The sequence below is a fragment of the Streptomyces sp. NPDC046727 genome (assembly GCF_040645635.1).
In the GTDB taxonomy this organism is placed as follows: Bacteria; Actinomycetota; Actinomycetes; order Streptomycetales; family Streptomycetaceae; genus Streptomyces.
This window is the reverse complement of record NZ_JBEYYR010000005.1, coordinates 32,999-56,322: the sequence shown is the minus strand read 5'-3', so window position 1 is coordinate 56,322 and position 23,324 is coordinate 32,999. Positions and strand designations below refer to the sequence as shown.

Annotated in this window: 5 protein-coding genes; 1 reads left to right on the top strand and 4 read right to left on the bottom strand. The window is 75.2% G+C overall.

From position 1 onward, the window contains the following. Positions 1-172 precede the first annotated feature (172 nt). Both ABZ937_RS07750 and ABZ937_RS07745 read right to left on the bottom strand, forming a co-directional pair. Positions 173-2,683, bottom strand: a complete 2,511-nt coding sequence (locus ABZ937_RS07750) for an FtsX-like permease family protein (protein ID WP_361687125.1) — start codon at positions 2,681-2,683, stop codon at positions 173-175. Next, complete coding sequence (locus ABZ937_RS07745) at positions 2,683-3,486, bottom strand: ABC transporter ATP-binding protein (protein WP_361687122.1); 804 nt, start codon at positions 3,484-3,486, stop codon at positions 2,683-2,685. The genes ABZ937_RS07750 and ABZ937_RS07745 overlap by 1 nt, the downstream gene beginning before the upstream one ends. 234 nt (positions 3,487-3,720) lie before the next feature. Between ABZ937_RS07745 and ABZ937_RS07740 the strand changes: the two genes are divergently transcribed. Further along, on the top strand, positions 3,721-3,975 hold the full coding sequence (locus ABZ937_RS07740; protein ID WP_361687119.1) for a hypothetical protein: 255 nt from the start codon (positions 3,721-3,723) through the stop codon (positions 3,973-3,975). Between the two features lie 31 nt (positions 3,976-4,006). Here the strand turns inward: ABZ937_RS07740 and ABZ937_RS07735 are convergent, their stop codons facing one another. Both ABZ937_RS07735 and ABZ937_RS07730 read right to left on the bottom strand, forming a co-directional pair. Then, positions 4,007-7,831 carry an alpha/beta fold hydrolase gene (locus ABZ937_RS07735; RefSeq protein WP_361687747.1) on the bottom strand — a complete coding sequence of 1,275 codons (3,825 nt, stop codon included), beginning with the start codon at positions 7,829-7,831 and terminating at the stop codon, positions 4,007-4,009. 59 nt (positions 7,832-7,890) lie between these two features. Beyond that, a complete protein-coding gene (locus ABZ937_RS07730; RefSeq protein WP_361687116.1) occupies positions 7,891-23,280 on the bottom strand; it encodes a type I polyketide synthase in 15,390 nt (5,129 codons plus the stop codon). Positions 23,281-23,324 lie beyond the last annotated feature (44 nt).

Genomic DNA, 23,324 nt, shown 5'->3' with positions numbered 1-23,324 from the left:
GCCCCGGGGGCGCTGGCCCCGCCCCCCTGGGTGTCCCGGGGGGCGCGGCCGCGTCGGCCGCGCCACGTGACCGGCACAGTCTTCATGCCCTCATGTTCCCATTCCCGGTCACCGCTCTCGGAGGGGCCGCCCCCGCCCGGGGGAAGCGGGGACGGCCCGGTCGGGAGGTGGCTCACGCGGCCTTCACCGCGTCCACGGCGGGGGTGCGCATACCGCGCCAGGAGGGCAGCAGCGTGGCCCCGAACACCAGGAGCAGCGATCCGCCGACGATGGCGAGGTAGATGCCGATGGATCCGGAGGGCAGGTACGAGTCGCTCTTGACGAGGCTGTAAGGGACGATCGTCGTCGCGGAGGCGATCGTGCCGAGGACGGTGGCGATGACGCCGATCAGTACGCCCTCGACGGTCAGCATGCCGAGCACCTGGGCGCGGGTCGCGCCGGTGAGCCGCTGGAGACCGAACTCCGCGCTGCGTTTCCGGGTGACCGACACCAGGGTGTTGACGACGGTGATCGCGGCGTAGCCCACGATCATGGCGACGATGGTGTAGTTGGCGGAGACCAGGATCTGCTGGATCTGGTTGTTCCGGCCGGCCAGCGAGGAGCTGTCGTCCAGTTCGGTGCCGGGCACCCGGGCGGCCAGCGCGGCGAGTCGGTCGTGGACGTCGGTGCCGCTTCCGGAGGCGGTGCGCACCAGGATCTGGTGCGGCAGCCCGTCGCCGGTGTGCGGGGCGAGGCTCGTCGCGGGCAGCGTCAGATACTCCTGCTTGGGGTTGTCGGTGTACAGGGCCACGACGGTGGGGCGTACGGCGGTGCCGTCGCCGAGGTGCATCGGCAGCCGGTCGCCGACCTTGACGCCGTACGCGCGGGCCTTCTTGTCGGACAGGGCCACGGTGTCGCCGCGCAGCCCGGTGAGGGAGCCGGAGACCACGGGCAGGTCGAGGCTCTGCCGCACGCCGTCGGCGGAGACGCCGCGCAGGTCGACCTGGGCCGGTCCGCCGGGGCGGTCCACGAAGCCGCGGCTGGTGACGAATTCGGAGGCCGCGGACACCCCGGGGGTGGCACGCACCTTGTCGACGACGCCCGGGGCGAATCCGCCGGTCGTGGAGTCGAGGACGTAGTCGGCGAGGATGTTCCGGTCGTAGGAGGTCCGGGAGACGTGGTCCTCGGTGGACTGCATGTACAGGGTTCCGGTGGCGATGCCGATGAGCAGGACGATCGGGGCGACGGCGCCGGCCATGCGGACGCCGGCGGTGGCGGCGTTGCGCAGCGCGAGCTGCCCGGAGAGTCCGGACAGGGCGCGTACCGGCATCCGGAGCAGCGCCACCATGGCCTTGGTGATGCCGGGGGCGAGCAGGGCGAGGCCGATGCAGAACAGCACGGAGGCGGGTCCGGCGGTGCTGGCGAGGGTGGGGCCGTCCTCCATCACGGTGGCGGTGGCGACGGCCAGGCCGATGCCGTTGGCGAGGAAGAACAGGGCGAGCAGCAGCCGGGGCACGCTGAACCAGTGGGTGCCGGCGGTGGATTCGGCCAGGGCGGCGACCGGTTCGGTGCGGGCGGCCCGCCGTCCGGCGAAGCGGGTGGCGCCGGCCGCGGCCAGCACGGTGACGACCGCTCCGACGGCCATCGGGATCCAGCCGGCGTGGTAGACGATCGCCGAGGACACCACGCCGCTCGCGGTCAGGACGCCGAACAGCAGCCGCCCGATGGCGTACCCGGGCAGCAGGGCGAGCAGGACGGATCCCACGGACAGTACGGCCGTCTCGCTGAGGATCATGCGGCGCAATTGCTTCGGGGTGGAGCCGACGGCGCGCAGCAGGGCCATCTCGCGGGCGCGCTGCTGGAGGGACAGGCCGAGGGTGGAGGCGACGCCGAACATGACGATCAGGACGACCGAGGAGCCGAAGACCGCGGCGAGGATGACGACGGTGCGTTTACTGGCGAGGGTGCCGGGCAGTTCGGCCAGGCCCCGCTGCTCGCCGGTGAGCACCTCGGCGCGGTCACCGACCGCCGAGCGCACCGCGTCCGCGACGGTGGCGGCGCTCGTACCGGGTGCGGGCAGGACGCCGATGGAGTCGATCCGGCCGCCGGCGAGGGTGCGCGCCTCGTCGTCGGTGAAGAACACGGCGGCGTCGGGGTTGTGGTTCCCGTGCTGTTCGGCGATGCCGGTGACGCGGTACTGCCGGGTGGTGCCCTGGACGACGATGTCGACCGAGGATCCCGGGCGGGCGCCGACGCGGTCGGCGAGTTCCGCGTCGAGGACGGCCTCGCCGCCGGCGACGGGGGTTTTACCGGCGGCGAGGGTATAGGGGGTGAGCCGGGCGCTCGCCCAGCCGTGGCCGTACGAGGCGGACCTGCCGGTCACCGGCTTGCCGTCCTTGAGGACGGTGGCCGGGACCGACACGTCGCCGACGGCCGTGCGGACGCCGTCGACCGAGGCCACCTCGCCGACCAGGCCGGGGTCGATGCGGTGCCGCTCGGTCAGGGCGGTGGAGTCGTGGGTCTGTTCACCGGTGACGACGACCGGGGCGCCCCCCAGGCGCTGGGAGTCGGCCGCCATGCGGACGCCGGTCTCCATCAGTCCGCCGCAGCCGATGACGATGGCGGCGCCGAGGAACATGGCGAGGAAGGTCGCGACGAAGCTCGTCCTGCGGAACTTCAGGGTGCGCAGTGCCAGGCGCCACATCAGTACCGGCCCCCCGAGGGCTGCGGCGTGCTCGGCCGCTGGGTGTCGTCCTCCCAGGCGCCGAGCCTGGTCATCCGGGCGGCGACCGCGTCGGCCGTCGGCCGGTGCAGTTCACCGGCGAAGGCACCGTCGGCGAGGAAGACGACGCGGTCGGCGTAGGAGGCGGCGACCGGGTCGTGCGTGACCATGACCAGGGTCTGGCCCGCGGTGTCGACGGACTCGCGCAGCAGGGCGAGCACGGACGCGGCGGTGCGGGTGTCGAGGGCGCCGGTGGGTTCGTCGGCGAAGACCACGGCGGGGCGGGTCACCAGGGCGCGGGCGATGGCGACGCGCTGCTGCTGGCCGCCGGACAGCTGGGACGGCAGGTGGCCGAGCCGTTCGGCCAGGCCCACGCGCTGCACGACGGTGCGGATCAGGCTCTTGTCGGGCCGCTGCCCGGCCAGTTGCAGCGGCAGCGTGATGTTCTGCATGACCGTCAGCGCGGGCAACAGGTTGAAGGACTGGAAGATGAAGCCGATCCGGTCGCGGCGCAGCTTGGTCAGCCGGGTGTCGTCCAGGCCGGCGAGGTCGGTGCCGCCGACGGTGACCGTGCCGGAGGTGGGCTGGACGAGTCCCGCGGCGCAGTGCAGGAAGGTGCTCTTGCCCGATCCGGACGGGCCCATCACGGCGGTGAAGGTGCCGTCGGCGAAGCTCATGGTGAGCCCGCGGAGCGCGGCCACCTGGCTGTCTCCTCGGCCATAGGTCTTCGACACGGCGTCCAGCCGTACCGCCTCCGCCCGGCGGAGGTCCTGTGAAGTGTGCACTCGGGCTCAGCTCCCCTATGAGATATCGCGCTTCCCGCGCGGTGTCTGCGGACCACATTAGGAACGGTGCGCCCGCGGCACATTGGCATTCTCCGGTGGGTTCGAGGTAGAGGTTTCTCTACCTCGGGCATATTTGGCTCCCCTTCGAAAGGGCCGGTTGCCACCCGTGTCCCGGGGCGTGTCTGCGGGTACCTTCGAAGCCGTCCGAAGAATCTACGAAAGATGGGAAGTCCCATGGCCAGGAGGCCTGACCACGAGCTGACCGCGCAGGTCCGGCCGGACGGATATCTGGAGCTGGTGTCCCGGCGTACCGGGAAGCGGCACCGGTGCGGCCCACGCGGCACCACGATGTGGCTGGCGCTCCAGCGCACCGACTGGCAGCCGGAATCGGCCGCGGATGAAATCGCCGTGCAATTGGGGATCGATCCGGACAGTATCCGCTGTGATATCCAGGCGTGGTTGGCACATTTCCGCGAGGCCGGCGACTGAGGAAAAGGACGGGGCGGGGCGCCGCCGGGTTTCAGGGAGTGCCGGCGGCGCCCGTTTCCGTGAGCCACGCCTCGACCGCCTCGGCGGTGGCGTCCGCGAAATCCTCCAGAATCGTGAAGTGCGTGCCCGGTACGTCGACGGGTTCGTGCTCGGCGGGCCAGGCCGCCCGCCAGTCGTCGCCGATGCCGGTGGCGAAGGACTGCTCGGGCCGCACGAACAGCACGGGTGCCGCCAGGGCGCCCGGCAGGCAGTGCTGGATCAGGTCGCTGTAGCGGCTCATCGCGGCGAGGCGGGCGGTCCCGAAGCCGCCGAGGGCCGACTCACGGTCCAGCATGCCGTCGAACATCTGCCGCCACAGCTCGTCCTTGCCGTCGTCCCCGGGCAGATAGGTGTCCAACAGCACCACACCCGCGGCCGGTTGTCCCGTCTTCTGCATGATCTCGGCCGCCGCGTGGGCGAACTGGCCGCCGGAGGAGTAGCCGACGAGCACATACGACTGCCCGTCCGGGCAGGCCCGGCGGATGCCCTCGACGACCACCTCCAGCACCGCGTCCACGGTGCGGGGCAGTGCCTCGCCGGGGCCGAAGCCGGGCACCGTGGGCACCAGGACATCCCGGCGGCCCTGGAAGTGCCGGGCGAAGCGGGCGTACTGGTGGGCGCCGCCGAGTGCCATCGGCGAGGGCAGGCAGACGAGCCGCGGAGCGGCACCGCCGGCGGCCAGCCGCACCGGGTCGGTGACATCGCCGAACTCGGGCAGGGAGGAGAAGCCGGGCAGGATGTCGGCGACGGTCCGCAGCAGTTCGATGGCCCGCCCCATGCGTCCGTCGGCCGCCGCGCGCCGCACCAGCCCGCTGACCGATTCCAGGTCACCGGCGCCGTCCGGGTCGGGCGCGCCGCCGGCCAGGTGTCCGCGCAGGGCGGCGGCGAGGGCGGCCGGGGTGCGGTGGTCGAACACGGCACCGGCCGGCAGGGTGATCCCCAGGGCGGTACCGAGGGCGCCGCGGAGTTCGGCCGCGGAGACGGAGTCCATGCCGATCTCCAGGAAGACGGCGTCGGGCTCGACGGCCTCCGGTCCCGCGTGGCCGAGGATCGCGGCGGTCTGGGCCCGGACCACATCGGTCAGCAGCGCCTCCTGCTCGGCGGGCGCGCGGGCGGCCAGCCGCTGCCGCAGTGGCTCGGCGGGTTCGGCGGCTGCGGCCGGCACCGGCTCGGCGAGCGGACCGGCGGTGAGAGCCACATCCGCGTTCAGCCAGTACCGCTCGTGCCGGAAGGCGTAGGTGGGCAGTTCGGCGCGGGCCGTACCGGGGAAGAGCGCCGCCCAGTCGGGGGTCAGGCCGTCGGTGTGCAGGCGGGCGAGGCCGGACATGAGGGCCGCGGGCTCGCCGCCGTGGCGCCGGCCGAGGGCGACGAGGACGGCGCCGTCGGCCGGCACGGATTCGCGGGCGAGACCGGTCAGGACGGCGTCGGGTCCGAGTTCCACGAAACGGCCGACGCCAGTGGTGCCGAGCGCGGCGACGGCATCGGCGAACCGGACCGTCTCCCGTACGTGCCGCACCCAGTGGCCGGGGTCGCACAGCTGCTCGCCGTCGGCAGGACGGCCGGTGAGGGTGGACACCAGCGCAATGCGCGGCTGATGGTAGGTCAGCTTCTCGGCGACAGCCCGGAATTCATCGAGCATGCCGTCCATCAGGGGTGAGTGGAAGGCGTGCGAGACGGCGAGCCGCTTGGTCTTCGCGAAGCCGGCCGCGGCGGCGAGCACCGCCGCCTCCTCACCCGAAAGCACCACGGAGGACGGGCCGTTGACGGCGGCGAGCCCCACGCGGTTGTCCAGCAGCGGCCGTACTTCGTCCTCGGTGGCCTGTACGGCGACCATCGCGCCGCCTTCCGGCAGCGCCTGCATGAGCCGGCCGCGCGCGGCGACCAGGGTGCAGGCGTCGTCCAGATCGAGTACGCCCGCCACATGCGCGGCGGCGAGTTCCCCGACGGAGTGCCCGGCGACGGCGTCGGGCCGTACGCCGAAGGACTCCAGCAGCCGGAACAGGGCCACCTCGTAAGCGAACAGCGCCGTCTGCGCGTACTGGGTGCGGTGGACCGCGTCGGCGTCGTCGCCCGCCAGCACCCCGGCCAGGTCCAGGCCGAGCCGGGCGTCGATCGCGTCGAATGCCTCGGCGAACACCGGGTAGTGGGCGCGGAGTTCGAGGCCCATGCCGAGGCGCTGGGCGCCCTGGCCGGTGAACAGGAACGCCGTACGAATCCCCGGCCGCGCCCTGCCGGTCGCGGCCGTGGGTGCGGGCGCACCCGTGGCGAGGGCGTGCAGAGCGTCCAGGAGCTGGTCCCGGTCGGTACCGGTGACGGCAGCGCGGTGGTCGAAGCCGCTGCGCCGGGTGCCGAGGGCCCGGGCGACGGCCGCCGGGTGCGGCTCGGGCCGGTCGGCGAGGAAGGCGTGCAGACGCTCGGCCTGCGCGGAGAGGGCCTGGGCGGAACGGGCGGACAGGGGCCATACGACAGCGGGGGCGTCCGGTTCGACAACCGGCGGCTCCTCCCTCGAAGCCTCCTCGATGATCGTGTGGGCGTTGGTGCCGCTGATCCCGAAGGAGGAGATGCCGGCCCGGCGCGGTCGGTCGGTCCGGGGCCACGGCTGATGTTCCGTCAGCAGGCTGACCCGGCCGGCGTCCCAGTCGACCTTCGTGGACGGCTGATCCACGTGCAGGGTCTTCGGCAGCACACCGTTGCGCATGGCCATCACCATCTTGATGACGCCCGCGACCCCGGCAGCGGCCTGGGTGTGCCCGATGTTGGACTTGACCGAGCCCAGCCACAGCGGCTCCTCCCGGTCCTGGCCGTAGGTGGCCAGCAGGGCCTGCGCCTCGATCGGGTCGCCCAGCGTCGTACCGGTGCCGTGCGCCTCCACCGCGTCCACGTCCACGGCCGACAGCCGGGCCGCCACCAGCGCCTGCCGGATCACCCGCTGCTGCGACGGGCCGTTCGGTGCCGTCAGGCCGTTGGACGCACCGTCCTGGTTGACGGCCGAGCCACGGACCACGGCCAGCACCTCGTGACCGTTGCGCCGCGCGTCCGACAGACGTTCCAGGACGAGGACGCCCAGACCCTCGGAGAACCCGGTACCGGCCGCGTCGTCGGCGAAGGACCGGCAGCGCCCGTCCGGGGAGAGGGCGCCCTGCCTGCTGAACTCCACGTAGGTGCCCGGCGAGGCCATCACCGTCACTCCCCCGGCCAGCGCCAGGGTGCACTCGCCCTGCCGGAGCGCCTGGGCGGCCAGGTGCAGGGTGACGAGCGACGAGGAGCAGGCGGTGTCGACGCTGAGCGTCGGGCCCTCCAGGCCGAGGGTGTAGGCGACGCGGCCGGAGACGATGCTGCCGGAGCCGAAGCTGCCGAAGTAGTCGTGGTACATGACGCCCGCGAACACGCCGGTGCGGCTGCCGCGCAGCGACACCGGGTCGATGCCGGCGTTCTCCAGCGCCTCCCAGGAGCCTTCGAGGAGCAGCCGCTGCTGCGGGTCCATGACGAGGGCCTCGTTCGGGCCGATGCCGAAGAACGCGGCGTCGAAGTCGCCCGCGTCGTGCAGGAATCCGCCCTGGCGGGTGTACGAGCGGCCGGGCGCGCCCGGCGCCGGGTCGTACAGGCCGGGGTCCCAGCCGCGGTCGTCGGGGAACTCGGTGATGCCCTCGCCGCCGTCCGCGACCAGGCGCCACAGGTCCTCGGGGGACCGGACGCCGCCCGGGTAGCGGCAGGCCATGCCGACGATCGCGACGGGTTCCCGGGCCGCCGCGGTCAGGGTCCGGTTGCGTTCCCGCAGCCGCTCGATCTCCTTCAGCGAGGCGCGCAGCGCCTCCACCATCCTGGTGTCCGGCTTCTCGGACTCGGCCATGGTCCTCTTCCTTGTCGCGGGCGTCGTCACAGGGCGTCGTCGTCCTCGACGAGATCGTCGAGCGCCATGCTGATCAGGCTCTCGGCGTCCATCGCGTCGATCGACGCGCGGCCGGGTCCGCCGTCCGCCGCCGGCTGCGGCGCGGGTCGCACCCCGGCGAGTTCGAGCAGGCTGTCCAGCAGGCCGGCCTCGCGGAGCCGCCCCACCGGGATGGCGGCGAGCGCGGCCCGCACGCCGTCCTCCTCGTCGCGCGGGCCGTCGCCGGTGCGCGGGGCCAGCTCGACGGCGAGGTGGTCGGCGAGCGCGGCCGGAGTGGGGTGGTCGAAGACGAGCGTCGCGGTCAGCCGGAGGCCGGTGGCCTCGTTGAGCCGGTTGCGGAACTCGACGGCGGTCAGCGAGTCGAACCCGAGGTCCTTGAAGGGCAGTTCGTTCTCGAACTCCTCGATACCGAGCACGGTCCGGGCCTCGTCCCGCACCAGCCGCAGCAGCCGTCCGGTGCGTTCCTCGGGGGCGAGGCCGGCGAGTTCGCGGCGCAGTGCCGACGCGGCGGCCGTCGCGCCGGACCCGGTCCGGCGCGGTGCCCGCACCAGGGAGCGCAGCAGCGGGGCGACGCGGGCGGCGTCGCGCGGGGCGAGATCGAGGCGGGCCGGCAGCAGGACCGGCTCGTCGCGGCCCACGCCCGTGTCGAACAGGGCGAGCCCCGCCTCCGCGTCGAGGGCGAGCACGCCGCCGGAGGCGACGCGGCGGGCGTCGGTGTCGCCGAGCCGGTCGGCCATGCCGCCGCTGCCCGCCCAGGCGCCCCAGGCCAGCGAGACCGCGGGCAGGCCGAGCGACCTGCGGTGGGCGGCGAGGGCGTCGAGGAAGGTGTTGCCCGCGGCGTAGCCGGACTGGCCGGGGCTGCCGAGCAGACCGGCCGCGGAGGAGAACAGCACGAACGCCGTCAGGGGCCGCTCGCGGGTCAGTTCGTGCAGGTTCCAGGCGGCGTCCAGCTTCGGCCGGAGCACCGCGTCGAGCCGCTCGGGGGTGAGCGAGGTCAGGACGGCGTCGGCGAGGACGCCCGCGGTGTGCACGACCGCGGAGACGGGGTGCTCGTCCAGGACGTGGGCGAGGGTGGCGCGGTCGGCGGCGTCGCAGGCGACGATGGTCACGTGCGCGCCGAGCTCGGCCAGTTCCTCGCACAGCTCGGCCGCGCCGGGTGCCTCGGGGCCGCCGCGGCTGAGCAGCACCAGCCGCTCGGCGCCGTGCGCGGTGACCAGGTGCCGGGCGACCAGCCGGCCCAGGGCGCCGGTGCCGCCGGTGACGAGGACGCCGCCGGACCAGTCGGCCGGGGCAGGCCCGGCCAGGCGCGGGGCGCGCACCAGCCGGGGCACGCTCACCGCGCCGTCCCGGAGCGCCAGCTGGGGTTCACCGGAGGCGACGGCGGAGGGCAGCAGGCGCCGGGAAGCGTCGGAGTCGTCCAGGTCGGCGAGGACCAGGCGGCCCGGGTGTTCGGACTGGGCGGAGCGGACGAGGCCCCACGCGGCGGCGGCGCCGGGGTCGGTGACGTCCGCGGAGGCGGGTCCGGTCGCGCCGTGGGTGACCACCACCAGGGTGGTGTCGGCGAACCGGGTGTCGGCCAGCCAGTCCTGCACCAGGGCGAGCAACCGCTGGAGTCCGGCCCGGACCGCCTGTGCTCCGTCGCCCCCGGTGTGCACGACGACCAGGGTGTCGGGGGCCTGTTCGGCGGCCCGGTCCGGATCGGTGGTGACGGCGACCTCCGCGACCTCGCCGGCCAGGGCGGCGGCCAGCTCCTCGCCGCCGGCACCGAGTACGGTCCACCGCCCGGCCTGCGGGGCCGCGGGCACGGCGACCGGCACCCAGTCCAGGGCGAACAGGTCGTCGTGTCCGCCCGCGGCGGCCGCGGCGATCCGCTCCGGGTCCACCTCGCGCAGCGACAGCGCAGCGACCCGCGCCACGGGCCGACCGGTCTCGTCGGCGGCCTCGATGCGCACCGCGCCGGTGCCGGCCGGCGCGATCCGCACCCGCAGACGGGTCGCGCCCCGCGTGTACAGCTCGACACCGCTCCACGCGAAGGGCAGCGCCATACGCTCCCCGGCTCCGGCGCGCAGCCCGATGGTGTGCAGGGCGGCGTCGAACAGCGCCGGGTGCAGCCCGAACCCGAGGGTGTCGGTGGGGACGGAGACCTCGGCGTACGCCTCGTCGCCGTACCGCCAGGCCGCGCGCAGGCCCTGGAAGCGGGGCCCGTACTCGGCGCCCAGCTCCGCCAGCCGCTCGTAGACTCCGGCCAGGTCGACCGGTTCGGCGCCGGTCGGCGGCCAGGTGGTGAGGTCGTGGCCCGGCCTTGCCTCGGCGGGCCGCAGCACGCCGGTGGCGTGGGTGGTCCACGGGGCGTCGTCGGCCGCGGCGGCGTACACCCGGAAGGCGCGGGCGCCGGTCGCGTCGGGCTCGCCGACCGTGCACTGGAGGCGGACGGCGCCGTCCTCGGGCAGGAGCAGCGGTTCGGTGACGGTCAGCTCCTCCACCGTGCCGCAGTCGACGCGGGCCCCGGCGGCGAGGGCCATCTCCACGAAGGCGGTGCCCGGCAGCAGCGGCACTCCGCCGACGCTGTGGTCCGCCAGCCACGGGTGGTCGGCGAGGGAGAGGCGGCCGGTGTGCAGGGTGCCGTCGGCGCCGGCGAGTTCGACGGCGGTGCCGAGCAACGGGTGGTCGGCGGCCGGGCGCGGCAGGCCGAGGTCGCCGGTCATCCAGTAGCGGCTGCGCTGGAAGGCGTACGTCGGCAGGTCCGAGCCGTCGCGGTGGGGCAGCAGGCCCGTCCAGTCCACGTCGGCGCCGTGCACGTGCAGGGCGGAGAGCCCGGTGAGCAGGGCCTCGGTCTCCGCGCGGTCCTTGCGCAGCAGCGGTACGACGGCCGTACCGTCGGGCAGGCACGCGCCGGCCGCGGCGGTCAGCGCGCTGCCCGGCCCGACCTCCGCGAAGTGCCGTGCGCCGGCCTCGTGCAGGGCGGTGACGGCGTCGGCGAAGCGGACGGCCTCGCGGGCGTGCCGCACCCAGTACGCGGGCGTCGACAGCTCGTCGGGGGCGGCCGGGGCGCCGGTGAGGGTGGACACCAGCGGGATCCGCAGCGTCCCGTACGACAGGGATGCGGCGATCTCGCGGAACTCCTCCAGCATCGGCTCCATCAGGGCCGAGTGGAAGGCGTGGCTGACGGCCAGCTCCTTGGCGCGTTCGAAGCGGGCGGCCAGGGCGCGGGCCGCTGCGGCGGGGCCGGAGACGACGACGGACGCGGGCCCGTTGACGGCGGCGATCCCGACGCCGTCGCGCAGCAGGGGCGTGACCTCGTCCTCGGTGGCGCGTACGGCGATCATCGCGCCGCCCTCGGGCAGGGCCTGCATCAGGCGTCCCCGGGCGGCGACGAGGGTGCAGGCGGCCTTCAGGTCGAGCACGCCCGCGACATGGGCCGCGGCGATCTCGCCGACGGAGTGCCCGGCGAGCAGGTCGGGCCGGACGCCGAACGACTCCAGCAGCCGGTACAGGGCCACTTCGACGGCGAAGAGCGCGGGCTGGGTGTACTCGGTGCGCTCCAGCAGCCCGGCGGAGTCCAGGACGTCGGCGAGCGGCCGGTCCAGCAGCGGGTCGAGGTGGGCGCGGACCTCGTCGTGGGCGGCGGCGAAGGCGGGGAAGGCCGCCGCGAGGCGGGTTCCCATGCCCGGCAGCTGCGAGCCCTGGCCGGGGAAGAGGAGGGCGAGCCTGCCGTCGGTCGCGGTGCCGAGGACGCCGGACGGAGGTGTCCGGCCCTCCGCCACCGCCCGGACGCCCGCGGTCAGTTCGTCCCGTGTGCGGCCGAGGACGGCGGCCCGGTGGCCGAGCCGGGTGCGGGCGTGGGCGAGTGCGCCGGCGAGGCGGTGCGGGTCGGTGTCCGGGGCGGCCGACAGGTGCTCCAGCAGCCGGGCCGCCTGGGCGCGCAGGGCGTCCGGGGTGTGGCCGGAGAGCAGCCACGGCACGGTGTCCGTCGCCGGGGCGGCGGGCTCCTGGACCGGCTCTTCGGCGGGCGCGGCCTCGACGATCACATGGGCGTTGGTGCCGGAGATGCCGAAGGAGGAGATGCCGGCGCGGCGCGGGCGGCCCGGGTCGGGCCAGGGGCGGTTCTCGGTGAGCAGCCGGACGTTGCCGCCCTCCCACTCCACGTGCCGGGAGGGCCGGTCGATACCGAGGCTGGCGGGCAGGGTCTCGTTGCGGATGGCCTCCACCATCTTGATGACCCCGGCGACACCGGCGGCGGCCTGGGTGTGGCCCAGGTTGGACTTGACCGAGCCGAGCCACAGCGGGCGGTCCTCGGTGTGCTCGGTGCCGTACGTGGCGATCAGCGCCTGGGCCTCGATGGGGTCGCCGAGGGTGGTGCCGGTGCCGTGCGCCTCGACCACGTCGACGTCGGCCGCCTGGACGCCGGCCGCCTGCAGGGCGCGGCGGATGACGCGCTGCTGGGCGGGTCCGTTGGGGGCGCTGATGCCGTTGGAGGCGCCGTCCTGGTTGACGGCGGTGCCGCGCAGCACGGCGAGGATCTTCCGGCCGTGACGGCGGGCGTCGGAGAGCCGTTCCAGCAGCAGGACGCCGGCACCCTCGCCGAAGCCGGTGCCGTCGGCCGCGTCCGCGAACGGCTTGCAGCGGCCGTCCCGGGACAGGCCGCGGTGCCGGCTGAACTCCACGAAGGTGCCCGGGGTGGCCATGACGGTCACTCCCCCGGCCAGCGCCAGCGAGCAGTCCCCGTCGCGCAGCGCCTGCGCGGCCAGGTGCAGCGCCACCAGCGAGGAGGAGCAGGCCGTGTCGACGGACAGGGTCGGCCCTTCCAGGCCGAGGGTGTAGGCGACCCGGCCGGAGACCACGCTGCCGGAGCCGAAGCTGCCGAAGTAGTCGTGGTACATCACGCCCGCGAACACGCCGGTGTCGGAGCCGCGCAGGCCGGCGGGGTCGATCGAGGCGCGCTCCAGCGCCTCCCAGGAGGTCTCCAGCAGCAGCCGCTGCTGGGGGTCGGTGACCTCGGCCTCCTCGTCGTCCATGGCGAAGAACGCCGGGTCGAAGTCGGCGGCGTCGTACAGGAAGGCGCCGTGCCGGGTGTAGCTGGTGCCGGGCCGGTCCAGTGTCGGGTCGTACAGGTTGTCCACGTCCCAGCCGCGGTCGGCCGGGAACGCGCCGATGGCGTCCCGTCCTTCGGCCACCAGCCGCCACAGCTCCTCCGGCGAGCCGATGCCGCCGGGGAAGCGGCAGGCCATGCCGATGACGGCGATCGGTTCGTCGGCCGGGGCGCTCCGCGGGGCGGTGCGGGCGGTCGCCTCGGCGAGGGCACCGGTGAGTTCGCCGAGCAGGTGGCGGGCGAGTTCCGCGGGCGTGGGGTGGTCGAACACGAGGGTGGCGGGCAGGCGGAGGCCGGTGGCGGCGGAGAGCCGGTTGCGCAGTTCCACGGCCGCCAGCGAGTCGAAGCCGAGTTCCCGGAAGGCCAGGGTGCGGCCGACGTCCTGGGCGGAGCGGTAGCCGAGGATGGTCGCGACGTGGCTCTGCACGAGCTCGGTGAGGAACGGTTCGCGCTCCGCCTCCAGCAGGCCGGCGAGCCGGTCCCGCAGGGCGTCGGCGCCGCCGGTCGCCGCCTGCCCGGTGGCCGCGCCGGCCCGGTGCGGTGGCACGAGGCCACGGAACAGCGGGGCCAGGCCCTCGCCCTGGGCGCGCAGCGCGGCCAGGTCCAGCCGCACCGGCAGGACGGCGGGGTCGTCGCCGCGCAGGGCGGCGTCGAAGAGGGCGACACCCTCCTCCGTCTCCAGCGGGGCGACACCGCCGCGGGCGATGCGCGTGAGGTCCGTCTCGTCCAGGGTGCCGGTCATGCCGCCGGCCCGCGCCCACAGGCCCCAGGCCAGCGAGTGCGCGGGCAGGCCGAGGCCACGGCGGTGTACGGCGAGGGCGTCGAGGTAGGCGTTGGCGGCGGCGTAGTTGGCCTGGCCCGGCGAGCCGAGCGTGGCGGCGGACGAGGAGAACAGCACGAACGCCGACAGGTCCAGCTCCGCGGTGAGCTCGTGCAGGTTCCAGGCGGCGTCGGCCTTGGGCCGGAACACCGTGTCGAACCGCTCCGGGGTCAGGGAGGTGAGCACGCCGTCGGCGAGGACGCCGGCCGCGTGGATCACGGCGGTCAGCGGCCGGTCGGCCGGTACGGCGTCCAGCACGGCGGCGAGCGCGGCGCGGTCGGCGACGTCACAGGCGGCGCTCGTCACCTCGGCGCCCAGCTCGGTGAGTTCGGTGACGAGGTCGTCCGTCGCGCCGCCGCGGCTGAGCAGGAGCAGGTGCCGGACGTTCCGCTCGGCGACGAGGTGGCGGGCGAGGATCCGGCCGAGGGCGCCGGTGGCGCCGGTGAGCAGCACCGTGCCGCTGCCGAGGCCGGCGTCGGTGGCGGGGTCCACGTCGCCGGTCGCGCGAACCAGCCGCGGTACCAGCCATGTCCCGTCGCGGAAGGCCAGGTGCGGCTCGCCGGTGGCCACCGCCTCGGCGAGGCGGTCGGCATCCGGCTGCTGCCCGGCCTCGGCCTCGATCAGCACGATACGGCCGGGGTGCTCCGACTGGGCGGAGCGGACCAGGCCGCCGGCCGCGGCTCCGGCCGGGTCGGTGCCGGTGACGACGACGAGGGTGAGGTCGTCGTCGGCGAGCCGGGCCCGCAGCTCGTCCAGGACCGTGTCGACGGCCGCGCGGGTCTCGGCGGCGCTCACTCCGGCCGGGACACGCACCACTTCCACCGCCTCGGCGGCCTGCGTGGCCGAAGGTGCCGGCACCCAGTCCACCCGGTACAGCCCGCCCGCGCGCGCCGAACGTGCCGCCGCCTGGAGCGCTTCGGTCCTCAGCGGCCGCAGGGTGAGCGAGTCGACGGTGGCGACGGGCGCGCCCGTCGGGTCGGCGAGCGTGAGCGAGACCGTGCCCTCGCCGGTGGGCCGGACGCGGACGCGCAGGGCGGTCGCCCCGGTGGCGTACAGCCGTACCCCGGACCAGGCGAACGGCAGCAGTGCCTCGTCGCCCGCGGCGTCGGTGAGGCCGACGGTGTGCAGGGCGGCGTCCGACAGGGCCGGGTGGAGCCCGAAACCGTCGGGTGTCGCGTCGGTGGTGACCTCCGCGTACAGGCCGTCCTCGGTGCGCCAGGCGGCACGCAGGCCCTGGAACAGGGGCCCGTAGCCGAGGCCGAGGGCGGCGAGTTCGTCGTACAGGCCGTCCAGGCTGATGGCTTCGGCACCCTGCGGGGGCCAGGCGGTGAGCGGGTCGGCGGTGACCGGGAGGGTGCCGGTGGGGGCGAGCAGGCCGTCGGCGTGCCGGGTCCACGGCAGGTCCTCGTCGGGGCTCTCCGGACGGGACCAGACGGTGACCGGGCGGGTCTCACCGTCGGGGGCGCCGACGACGACCTGGAGCTGGACGGCGCCGTGGTCGGGCAGGACCAGCGGTGCGTGCAGGGTGAGTTCCGCGATGTCGCCGCAGCCGACCTGGTCGCCGGCGCGCAGGGCCAGCTCCAGGTGCCCGGTGCCGGGGAAGAGCAGCCGGCCGCCGACCCGGTGGTCCTCCAGCCAGGGCTGGGTGCCCGGGGAGAGCCGGCCGGTGAGGACGGCTCCCTCGCTGTCGGCCCGTACCATCGCGGCACCGAGCAGGGCGTGGTCGGTGGGGGCGAGTCCGGCGGAGGTGACGTCGGCGCCGCTCGCGGTGCTGTCGAGCCAGTACCACTCGTGCTGGAAGGCGTAGCCGGGCAGCGGGACGCGGCGCGGTCGGCGGCCCTCGGCGACGGCGGCCCAGTCGACGGTCGCGCCCTGGGTGAAGGCCTCGCCGAGTGCGGTCAGCAGCCGGTCCCGGCCGCCCTCGTCGCGGCGCAGGGAGCCGACGGCGGCCACGGCGTCGTCGGTCTCCTGGATGCCGACGGTCAGTACGGGGTGCGGGCTGGACTCGACGAACAGCTGGTGCCCGTCGGCGACGGCGGCCTGTACGGCCTGCTCGAACAGGACGGTGCCGCGCAGGTTGGTGTACCAGTACCCGGCGTCCAGTTCCGCTGTGTCGACGGGGCCGCCGGTGACCGTGGAGTAGAACGGCACCTGGGTGCTGCGCGGCTCGATGCCGTCGAGGACGTCCGCCAGGCGTGCGCGGAGGGTCTCGACGTGGGCGCTGTGGGAGGCGTAGTCCACGGGCAGGCGCTTGGCGCGGACGTTCTCCTCCCGCAGCCGGGCGAGGAGTTCGTCGAGGGCGTCGGGGTCGCCGGACACCACCGTGGAGGCGGCGCCGTTCACGGCGGCGACCGACAGCCGGCCGTCCCAGGCGGTGAGCCGGGCGCGGACCGCGTCGGCACCCTCGCCGACGGACATCATGCCGCCGGAGCCGGACAGCAGCTCGGCGATGGCCCGGGAGCGCAGGGCGACGACACGGGCGCCGTCCGGGAGGGACAGGGCGCCGACCGCGCAGGCGGCGGCGATCTCGCCCTGGGAGTGGCCGATGACGGCGGCCGGGGTGACGCCGTACGCGCTCCAGGTGTGCGCCAGGGACACCATCACGGCCCACAGCAGCGGCTGGACGACGTCGACGCGGTCCAGGTCGCCGCGCAGCTCGGTGCGGAAGTCCCAGTCGGTGTACGGCGCGAGAGCGGCGGCGCACTCGGCCATGCGGGCGGCGAACACCGGGGACTCTTCGAGGAGTTCGGTGGCCATGCCGGGCCACTGGGAGCCCTGGCCGGGGAAGACGAACACGGGCCGGGCGCGGCCGGGCGCGGTGCCCTCGGCGAGGTTGCGGGCGGTGCCGCCGTCGGCCAGCGCGGCCAGGGCGCCGCGCAGTTCGTCCGCGTCGGTCCCGGTGATCGCGGCGCGGTGGGCGAAGCGGGCGCGGGTGGTGGCCAGCGACCAGCCGACGTCGGACGGGTGCAGTTCGGGGTGGGCGTCGAGGTGGCCGAGGAGGGCGGCGGCCTGGCCGGCGAGGGCGGCGGGTGTCCTGGCGGTGAGCAGCCACGGGACGGCGGGGCCGCGGGGTGCGGTGGGCTCCGGCTCGGCGGGGGCGGGCGGTGCCTGTTCGAGGATGACGTGGGCGTTGGTGCCGCTGATCCCGAAGGAGGAGACACCGGCCCGGCGCGGCCGGCCCGGCTGCGGCCAGTCCCGCTGCTCCGTCAGCAGCCGTACCTTCCCGGCGTCCCAGTCGACCTTGGTGGACGGCTGATCCACGTGCAGGGTCCGTGGCAGCACGCCGTGCCGCATCGCCATGACCATCTTGATGACGCCCGCGACCCCGGCGGCGGCCTGGGTGTGCCCGATGTTGGACTTGACCGAGCCCAGCCACAGCGGCTCCTCGCGGTCCTGGCCGTAGGTGGCCAGCAGGGCCTGCGCCTCGATCGGGTCGCCCAGCGTCGTACCGGTGCCGTGCGCCTCCACGACGTCCACGTCGGCGGTGGTGAGGCGCGCGTTCTCCAGCGCTTCGCGGATGACGCGTTCCTGGGAGGGGCCGTTGGGCGCGGTGAGGCCGTTGGAGGCGCCGTCCTGGTTGACGGCGGTGCCGCGGACGACGGCCAGTACCTCGTGGCCGTTTCGCCGGGCGTCGGAGAGCCGTTCCACGACCAGGACGCCGACGCCCTCGCCCCACACGGTGCCGCCCGCCGCGTCGGCGAAGGCGCGGGTGCGGGCATCGGGGGCGAGCGCGCCCTGCCTGCTGAACTCGATGAACGTCTCCGGGGTGGCCATCACGGCGACACCGCCGACCAGGGCGAGGCTGGACTCGCCCTGCCGCAGCGACTGGGCGGCCAGGTGCAGCGCCACCAGCGAGGAGGAGCAGGCGGTGTCGACGGACAGCGACGGGCCCTCCAGGCCCAGGGTGTAGGCGATGCGGCCGGAGATGATGCTGCCGGAGCCGAAGCTGCCGAAGTAGTCGTGGTACTGGACTCCGGCGAACACTCCGGTGCGGCTGCCCTTGAGGGTGTGCGGGTCGATGCCCGCGCTCTCCAGCGCCTCCCAGGACGCCTCCAGCAGGAGCCGCTGCTGCGGGTCCATGACGAGGGCTTCCTTGGGGCTGATGCCGAAGAACGGGGCGTCGAACTCGCCCGCGTCGTGCAGGAATCCGCCCTCGCCGACGTAGGAGGTGTCGGGGCGCTGCCGGGTGGGGTCGACGATCCGGTCCACGTCCCAGCCCCGGTTGGCGGGGAACGGCGTGATGGCGTCGGTGCCGTCGGCGACCAGCCGCCACAGGTCCTCGGGGGTACGGACGTCGCCCGGGTAGCGGCAGGCCAGGCCGACGATCGCCAGCGGCTCGTCCGCGCGCGCCCTCCCGGTACGGCGGCTTCGGCGCGCTGCGGCGGTCCGGGCGCCGCCGACCAGGGTGCCGAGGTGGGCGGCGAGTGCCTCGGGCGAGGGGTGGTCGAAGACGAGGGTGGCGGACAGCCGCCGGCCCAGCTCGGCGGAGAGCGAGTTGCGCAGCTCGATCGCGGCGAGCGAGTCGAAGCCGAGGTCCTTGAAGGCCCGGTCGGTCTCGACACGGCCGGGGTCGGCGTGCCCGAGCACGGCGGCCACATGGGTGCGGACGGTGTGCAGCAGCGCCTCGGCGCGCTCCTCGTCGCCGAGCGCGGCGATACGTTCGGCGAAGCCGGCGTCGGCGCCCTCGGCGGCGGCCTCCCGGCGCACCGGGCGACCCGCCAGCGCGCGGAGGACGGGTGCGAGGCCGCTGCCCTGGGCGCGCAGCGCGGCCAGGTTCAGCCGCACCGGCGCCAGCGCGGGACGGCCGGCGCGTACCGCCCGGTCGAACAGCGCGGTGCCCTCCTCGGCCGAGAGGGCGGTCATGCCGCCGCGCGCCATCCGGGCGCGGTCCGCCTCCTCCAGGGAGCTGGTCATGCCGCCGGACGGAGCCCACGGTCCCCACGCCAGCGACAGGGCGGGGGCGCCCTGGGCGTGGCGGTGCGCGGCGAGGGCGTCCAGGACGGCGTTGGCGGCGGCGTAGTTGCCCTGGCCCGGGGCGCCGACGGTGCCGGCGACGGACGAGAACAGCACGAACGCCACGCGAGGGGAGGTCAGTTCGTGCAGGTGGAGAGCGCCGAGTGCCTTCGGCGCGAGGACCGTGTCGATCCGCTCGGGGGTGAGCGAGGAGATCACGCCGTCGTCCAGGACGCCGGCGGCGTGGACGACCGCGGTGAGCGGGTGCTGGGCCGGGATGCCGGCCAGGACGGCGGCGAAGCTGTCCCGGTCGGCGACGTCGCAGGCGTGTGCCGTGGCCGTGGCGCCCAGGCCGGCGAGTTCGGCGACCAGGTCGGCGGAGTCGCCCGACCGGCTGAGGAGAGCGAGGTGGCGGACGCCGTACGCGCTGACCAGGTGGCGGGCGAGCACCGGGCCTAGGCCGCCGGTGGCGCCGGTGAGCAGCACCGTGCCCTCGGGGTCGAGCGTCAGCCCGGCCGAGTGGTCGGGGAGTTCGGCGCGCACCAGTCGTGCCGCACGGGCCGTGCCGGAGCGCACCGCGATCTGCGGTTCGCCGGAGGCGAGGACGGCGGGCAGTACGGCATCGGCGTCCGCGCCCGGTTCGAGGTCGAGCAGGACGAACCGGTCCGGGTTCTCCGACTGCGCGGACCGCACCAGGCCCCATACGGCCGCGCCGGCCAGGTCGGGCACGTCCTCCTCCGCGACGCTCACCGCGCCGCGGGTGACGATCGCCAGCGGGCGCGGGTCGTCTTCCTGGAGGGCGGTGAGGGCGGTGCGCAGAGCCTCGCGTACGGCGGTGGCGTCCGTCCCCGGTGTGCTGTGCAGGACGCGGTGGTCGGTGTCGGGGGCGTCGGTCTCCAGGGGCAGCGGCTGCCAGTCGAGGGCGAACAGGGCGTCGGCGGTGGTGTCGCGGGCGGCCCGCAGGTGGGTGAGCGGGCGGGAGGCGAGCGAGGTGACCGTGGCGACGGGGGCGCCGGTGGCGTCGGCGAGGTCGACGGCGAAGGCGTGCGCGCCGGTGGGTACGAGCCGGGCGCGCAGCACGGAGGCGCCGACGGCGTGCAGGCTGACGCCCCCGAACAGGAACGGCAGGCGGGCGGTGTCGTCGGCGGATCCGTCGCCGAGCAGGGCCAGGGAGTGCAGGGCGGCGTCGAACGCGGCCGGGTGGAGGCCGAAGCGGGGCGCGTCGGCGGCGGGCCGCTCCGGCAGCCGTACCTCGGCGAACAGCTCCTCGCCGCGCCGCCAGGCGGCCGTCAGGGCCCGGAAGGCGGGGCCGTACTCCAGTCCGGCGGCGGCGTGCCGCTCGTACAGGCCGGTGGTGTCGAGGGGGTCGGCGTCCTCGGGGGGCCAGACGTCCAGGCGGGTGCCCGGGGTGCCGGTGCCGGCGGCGAGGAGGCCGGAGGCGTGCAGGGTCCACGGCTCGCCGGTGGGCAGGCCCTCGGCGCGGGCGTACACGTGCACCGTACGGGCGCCGGAGGCGTCGGGCGCCCCGACGGCGACCTGGACGCGCACGCCGTCGTCCGGGGGCAGCACCAGCGGCACTTCCAGGGCGAGTTCCTCCAGTCGGCCGCAGCCGACCTGGTCGCCGGCGCGGACGGCGAGTTCGACCATGGCGGTGCCGGGGACGACGACGGAGCCGCCGACGACGTGGTCGGCGAGCCAGGCGTGGGTGCGGACCGACAGGCGGCCGGTGAGCACGGCGCCGTCGGAGTCGGCCAGCATCGTGGCGGCGCCGAGCAGCGGGTGGTCGGCGGAGTCCAGGCCGGCGGAGCCGACGTCGCCGACCGGGGCGCCCGTCCCGGGCCAGAACCGCTCGCGCTGGAAGGCGGTGGTGGGCAGGTCGACCGTGCGGGCGCCGGTGAACAGCGCCGTCCAGTCCACGGCGGCCCCGCCGGCGTACACCTCGGCCAGGGCCGTGAGGAGGGTCTCGGTCTCGTCGCGCCCGCGGCGGCTCGCCGCGGCCAGTACGGCGTCGGTGTCCGTGCCGTCGGCGGCCAGGCACTCGCGGGCCATGGCGGTCAGCACCGCGTCCGGGCCGAGTTCCAGGAAGCGGGTGACTCCCTCGGCGGCGAGGGAGCGTATCCCGTCGTGGAAGCGGACCGCCTCGCGCACATGGCGCACCCAGTAGTCGGGGGTGGCGATGTCCTGGGTGGCGACGGCGCCGGTCACATGGGAGACCACCGGGACGGTGGCCCGGTGGAAGGTCAGGGACTCCACGACCGACCGGAACCCGTCCAGCATCGGTTCCATGAGCGGCGAGTGGAAGGCGTGCGAGACCTTCAGCCGGCGGCTCCTGTCGAAGCGGGCGGCCACCGCCTCGGCCTCGGCGGCGTCGCCGGAGATCACCACGGAGTCCGGGCCGTTGACGGCGGCGATGCCGACCCGCTCGGTGAGCAGCGGGCGGACCTCGTCCTCGGTGGCGCGTACGGCGATCATCGCGCCGCCCTCGGGCAGCGCCTGCATGAGCCGGCCACGGGCGGCCACCAGCGTGGTCGCGTCCTCCAGGTCCAGGACGCCCGCGACATGGGCGGCGGCGATCTCGCCGATGGAGTGCCCGGCCAGGTAGTCGGGCGTGAGTCCCCAGGACTCCAGCAGGCGGTACAGCGCGACCTCGAAGGCGAACAGCGCGGTCTGGGTGCGGGCGGTGCGGTTCAGCGGCTCGGGGTCGTCGCCGAGGACCAGATCGCGCAGGTCGTCGCCGAACAGCGCGCAGATCTCGTCGAAGGCGCGGGCGAACGCCGGGAAGTGCGCGTACAGCTCCCGGCCCATGCCGGCGCGCTGGGAGCCCTGCCCGGTGAACAGGAAGGCGGTCTGCCCCTTGCGGACGCGGCCCGAGGCGGCGCCCCGGCCGCCCTCGGCGACCCGTTGCATGGCCGTCAGGAGCGTGTCGCGGTCGGTGCCGAGGACCACGGCCCGGTACGGGTGGGCGGTGCGGGTGGCGGCCAGGGAGTGCGCCACGTCCACCGGGTCCAGCTCGCCTGCGGCGGCCGTCAGGCGGGCGGCCTGGTCGCGCAGGGCGCGCTCGGTCCGGCCGGAGACCACCCACGGGACCAGCGGCGGCGCCGTACGCGGCTCGGGCTGTGCCGGTTCTGCCGCAGGGGCCTCCTCCAGGATGGTGTGCGCGTTGGTGCCGCTGGCGCCGAAGGAGGAGACGGCGGCGCGGCGCGGGCGGCCGGGGTCGGTCCAGGGCCGGTTCTCCGTCAGCAGGCGGACCTGGCCCTGGGACCAGTCGACCTTGGCGGACGGCTCGTCGGCGTGCAGCGACCGGGGCAGGACACGGTGTCGTATCGCCATGACCGCCTTGATGATGCCGGCGACGCCGGCCGCGGCCTGGGTGTGCCCGATGTTGGACTTCACCGAGCCGAGCCACAGCGGGGCGTCCTCGGGCCGCTCCTGTCCGTAGGTCGCCAGCAGGGCCTGCGCCTCGATCGGGTCGCCCAGCGTGGTGCCGGTGCCGTGGGCCTCCAGCAGGTCGACGTCGGCCGGGCCGAGCCCGGCCGTGGCCAGCGCGGCCCGGATGACGCGCCGCTGGGACGGCCCGTTCGGGGCGGTCAGGCCGTTGGAGGCGCCGTCCTGGTTGACGGCGGAGCCGCGGACGACGGCCAGTACCTCGTGGCCGTTGCGGCGGGCGTCGCTGAGCCGTTCCAGCACCAGCATGCCGGCGCCCTCGCTCCAGCCGGTGCCGTCCGCCGCGTCCGCGAAGGACTTGCACCGGCCGTCCGGGGCGAGACCCCGCTGCCGGGAGAAGGCGATGAAGTTGCCCGGCGTGGACATCACGGTCGCGCCGCCCGCCAGGGCGAGCGTGCACTCCTTGGCGCGCAGCGCCTGGACGGCCAGGTGCACCGCGACGAGCGCCGAGGAGCAGGCGGTGTCGATGGTGACGGCCGGGCCCTCCAGGCCCAGGGTGTAGGAGACGCGGCCGGAGATCACGGCGGCCAGCACACCGGTGCCGAGTGCCGCCTCGCTGTCCTCCGGCGTCTTCGCCAGCAGGTCCTTGTAGTCCTGGCCGTTGGTGCCGGCGAACACCCCGATCCGGGCGCCGTGCGCCGAGTCGGGGGCGATCCGGGCCCGTTCCAGGGCTTCCCACGACACCTCCAGCAGCAGCCGCTGCTGGGGGTCCATCGCGACCGCCTCGCGGGGGCTGATGCCGAAGAAGTCCGGCTCGAACCCGGCCGCGTCCGCCAGGAACCCGCCGCGTCTGACGTAGGTCCTGCCGGTGGCGTCCGGGTCCGGGTCGTAGAGCGCGTCGACGTCCCAGCCCCGGTCGTCGGGGAAGTCACCGATGGCGTCGGTGCCGTCGTGGACGAGCCGCCAGAGCTCCTCCGGGGTGGTCACGCCGCCGGGGAAGCGGCAGCTCATCCCGACGATGGCGATGGGTTCCCGGTCCTGGGTCTCCACCTCGCGCAGCCGCTGACGGGTCTGGGCCAGATCGGCGGAGACCCGCTTGAGGTAGGAGAGCAGCTTGTCGTCGTTGGTCATCGGGTGTCGCCACTCCTGTGCGAAGAGGTGGACTGCGGTGGGGC